The organism is Paenibacillus forsythiae T98 (genome assembly GCF_000520735.1).
Lineage (GTDB): Bacteria > Bacillota > Bacilli > Paenibacillales > Paenibacillaceae > Paenibacillus_AQ > Paenibacillus_AQ forsythiae.
In genome coordinates, this window is the sequence record NZ_ASSC01000398.1 from 1 (window position 1) to 3,818 (window position 3,818).

Consider the following 3,818-nt stretch of genomic DNA (forward strand, 5'->3'; position numbering starts at 1 on the left):
AAGCTTGTCCGGACCAGCGCCGAAGGGTGTGACAAACCGGTTGGCCTGACGGACGAAATTGCCGCTGCTGCCGATCTCGCGCGTAAATTCGGATGCCGTACTCTGGACCTTGCTCATATAAATCTCCCCCTCCAATACCAAGTAAACTCATATGTTTTAATCGATTGTAATCGGGCGGTTGGCAAAATTATAGTAAAAATCAGAACCAACCGGCCGTTATTGCCGAAAAATAGAGGATTGACAACAAATAAACAAAGCGATTTAATTAAATTTATCATATTGAAAAAATCGGATTAATTTTGAAAGTGGTGAATGATCCATGAGCTTGACCAAACGTTACAATTTGAAGTACCGGCCGCACCAGCCTTCCTTCGAGAAGTCGCTGTCCACTTACATGGAATATATTGATCCGGTCCCTTCCTTATTGAGCGGAGGCATTCAGTATTATGGATATCATCTCGATGCCTTGAACAGCGACCGGATATTCGTCCTGCCAGACGGCTGCATCGATATCGTCATCTGCTGCTATCCAGACAATCCGTCCGGAAATATATGCGGAAGCATCGTCCGAAGACGTCAAGGGATATTCGTCAGATCCGACTGTGATTATTTCACCATCCGGTTTCTTCCGGGCTACGCAGAGCAATTTCTCAAATTCCCGGTCAGCGAGTTCACCGAAAATGAAATTCCCGTTCAGAACGTGCTGCCTCACGCAGCCGAGTTGCTTGAAATGATCGCATCCCGTCCCACCTTCAAGGAACGGATTCACGCTTTTGAAAGCTTCTGCCGCCAATATTACCGCGAACAACTGGAAGTGCCGAATCTGGTCCAGTATTTAACGGATAAAATCTTTGCCAGCCGGGGAACGCTGCAAATCGGCGAGCTGTCTGCGGAAACCGGATATTCCACAAGATATATGCACAAAACCTTCGAGCGGTATGTCGGAGTATCTCCCAAGCTGTTCAGCCGCATTATCCGGTTTCAGCATGTACTGAACGCTTTGGAAGAACCGGATAAAGGGACGGCTTTCAGCCGCATTCTGGAACTCGGATATTTCGACCAGAATCATTTTATTAAGGAATTCAAGGAATTCAGCGCCGTTACGCCCAAGAAATATATGCAGCAATCCTCGGAGCAGCCGCTGATCTGAATCTGAAGGAGTTGCCCTCAGAAAAAAAGCTGTTCCGCAAGATCCGTATTGGATCTTGCCGGAACAGCCCTGATATTAATAACAGCTTAATTCTCCTGGGGCTTCACCTCGGCGGGAGCGGCGGCCTGCGCCGAAACAGCCACCGGCGCACTTCCGGAGGATTGCCCGCCGGTCTTCGTCAGCCCCTTGATCAATCCCTCCACATCAATGCCCGAGACACTCTTCAGCATTTCCGGCGCCGTCGCCATCAGCTCGGTCACATAATTGCTGACACGGGCCGCGCCTTCGCCATTTCCGGTATCGACGACCGTCAGCTTATCGATGGACGACAGCGGCTGCGCAATGCGACCGGCCAGCTCAGGCAGCATCTTAACGATAATGTCGAGTACAGCTGCCTCGCCGAATTTCTGGAACGCTTCCGCCAGCTTCTCCTTCGCTTCCGCCTCGGCCAGACCGCGCAGACGGATAACCTCGGCGTCCGCCGTACCTTTGGCGCGCTCGGCGTCCGCGATGGCCTGGCCTTCAAGCCGCTTCTGTTCCGCGGTCGCCTTGGCCTGCGTCTCGATGCTGTACTGCTGCGCATCCGCCTCCCGCATCTTCCGCGCCTTCTCGGCTTCCGCCGCCTGCTCCACCGCATAGCGGTCCGCTTCGGCTTTCTTCTTCACTTCCGCCTCGTACTGCTTCTCGCGAATCTGGATTTCCTTCTCCTGCAGATCAATTTCCCGCATCTTGCGGACAAGCTCGACCTTCATCTGCTCCTCCACGGCCGTCTGCTTGGCGCGGGCCTCCTGAATATGATAAGCCTGGTCGGCGTCCGCCTTGGCCGTATCCTGATCCCGCTTGAAGGCGGCGATCTTGAGCTGATTGTCGCGGGAGGCCTCCGCGATATTCGTATCGCGCAGCAGCTCCGCCTTCTGCCCCTGCTCCTCGGCACTGGCCTTCTGAATCCTTGCGTCGCGCAGCGCTTCCGCCTCGGCAACCTCCGCATCCCGCTTGACGGCCGCGATGCGCGGCTTGCCGAGCGCTTCCAGATAGCCGTGCTTATCCCGCACGTCCTTGATTGTGAACGATACGATCTGGAGTCCCATCTTCTTCAAATCGCGCGCCGCCACGCCCTGCACCTCCTGGGCGAACCGGTCGCGGTTCCGGTACACTTCCTCCACCGTCATCGTTCCAAGAATCGCGCGCAGATGGCCTTCCAGCACCTCCTGCGCCTCCGCCTTCAGCGATTCAATCGGCTTGCCCATAAACTGCTCGGCCGCCGTTGCGACATCCTCGACCGAGCTTCCCACTTTGATGATGGCCACGCCGTCTGCGATGACGGGAACTCCTTGCTCCGTATAGACCTCCGGAGTCGTTACATCAAGCTTATGGGACAGCAGCGACATAAATTCGGCTTTCTGGAATACCGGCAATATAAACGCCCCTCCGCCGCGCACAATTTTGATCTTCCTGCCGGAGCCGTCGTCGGAAATATGACTGCTGCCCAGAAAGGAGCCGGTCACGATCATCGCCTCGTCCGGACCGACCGTTTTGTAACGCGCCCAGAAGGCCAGGCCAAGAACAATCAAGACAGCAATGACTACCACAGGAATCAATAGAAAATCAGGCAAACCCAACAATGCAAATCCTCTCCTCTTTCGTTAATCTAGTTCGGATACGAGCGCGACGCCTTCGCGGACTTCCACGATAACTACTTTCGCTCCGGCAGTCAGCGGGCGGCGGTCAAAGCTTGCGGCCGTATGCAGGGTATTCGCGGCGCCGAATTTCACCATCACCTCGCCGAAGCCCTGCGCGGGAACGGGAACGGTGATTTCCCCGATCTTGCCGGGAAGCTCGCTCATGGAGAAACCGGTCGACATTTCGCTTTTGTCCATCGGCTTCACAAAGCCCATATACACCAGCACGCTCGTAAAGACGGATATCAGCAGAGACAGGACAAGAACGGCCCTGTCCGCAAGCCCGCTGTACCGGGTCAGCAGAATCCCCGCGCCGCCAAAAACGGTTATTCCTCCGGCCAAAACCGTGGGGCTCAGCGCATCGAAGGACAGAAAATCCAGCATCCCCCCAAGCGCATGCCCGATCAAATCACCTGCCAGCAAGCTGACGATGGCAAACAGAATGCCCAGCGCCAGGCAGCTCAGGTACAGTGTGTGCATATCTTCTCCTCCCGCCCAGGCTATCCTTACCAGATTAAACGTGATAGGAGGCCATTTGGTTTCAATAATCTGGATATCAAGTCAAGGATAAGCGCCTAGCTTATACCTTCTGATATTTCAAAAAAGGGCGCGGCTTCGCCGCTGCCCTTAAATGTATTGATTTCCAAATCATGTTCATCTTCTGTCCGCTACAAGGCCATCTTGTAAATCTCGACCGCATCTTCCCGCTGAAGCTTGCGGAAGTTCCCGAACGGACCGAAACGGATCGCCTTGTCGGCCATCGCTTCGATATGGCTCTCGTCAATATCATAATCCGCCAGGCGGCTCGGAGCGCCGATAGAGTCCCAGAAGCGCCGCAGCGCTGCGATGCCTTCCAGGCCGGCCTCACGGTCGCTTTTGCCGGCAGGATCTATGCCGAACACATTTACCGCAAGCTGGCGGAACCGCTCGGGGCCTGCGTCCAGGTTGTACTTCATATTTGGCTCTTAAGCTTGAATTTTCACCGAACC

At 54.8% G+C, this 3,818-nt stretch carries 3 protein-coding genes and 1 pseudogene; 1 reads left to right on the forward strand and 3 read right to left on the reverse strand.

Annotated elements, in window-relative coordinates; translation table 11 throughout:
• The first annotated feature begins 319 nt into the window (after positions 1–319).
• Positions 320–1,150 (forward strand): helix-turn-helix domain-containing protein, encoded by an 831-nt coding sequence (locus tag L692_RS0112645; protein ID WP_025700364.1) that lies wholly within the window; start codon positions 320–322, stop codon positions 1,148–1,150.
• 86 nt (positions 1,151–1,236) lie between these two features.
• On the opposite strand, the gene L692_RS0112650 is transcribed toward L692_RS0112645, so the two are convergent.
• The 3 genes and pseudogenes from L692_RS0112650 to L692_RS0112660 form a co-directional block, all read right to left on the reverse strand.
• Positions 1,237–2,763, reverse strand: coding sequence for a flotillin family protein (locus L692_RS0112650; protein WP_025700365.1), 1,527 nt, complete (start codon positions 2,761–2,763; stop codon positions 1,237–1,239).
• Positions 2,764–2,793: 30 nt separating this feature from the next.
• A complete protein-coding gene (locus tag L692_RS0112655) occupies positions 2,794–3,309 on the reverse strand; it encodes a hypothetical protein (RefSeq protein ID WP_025700366.1) in 516 nt (171 codons plus the stop codon).
• Positions 3,310–3,497: 188 nt separating this feature from the next.
• Positions 3,498–3,791: pseudogene (locus L692_RS0112660) on the reverse strand (NADH-dependent alcohol dehydrogenase); the annotation flags it as partial.
• Positions 3,792–3,818: the final 27 nt, after the last annotated feature.

What these genes read in the sequence shown, in the direction of transcription:
- L692_RS0112645 (WP_025700364.1), top strand. Translation starts at nt 320, where the DNA reads ATGAGCTTGACCAAACGTTACAATTTGAAGTACCGGCCGCACCAGCCT.
- L692_RS0112655 (WP_025700366.1), bottom strand. Translation starts at nt 3,309, where the DNA reads ATGCACACACTGTACCTGAGCTGCCTGGCGCTGGGCATTCTGTTTGCC.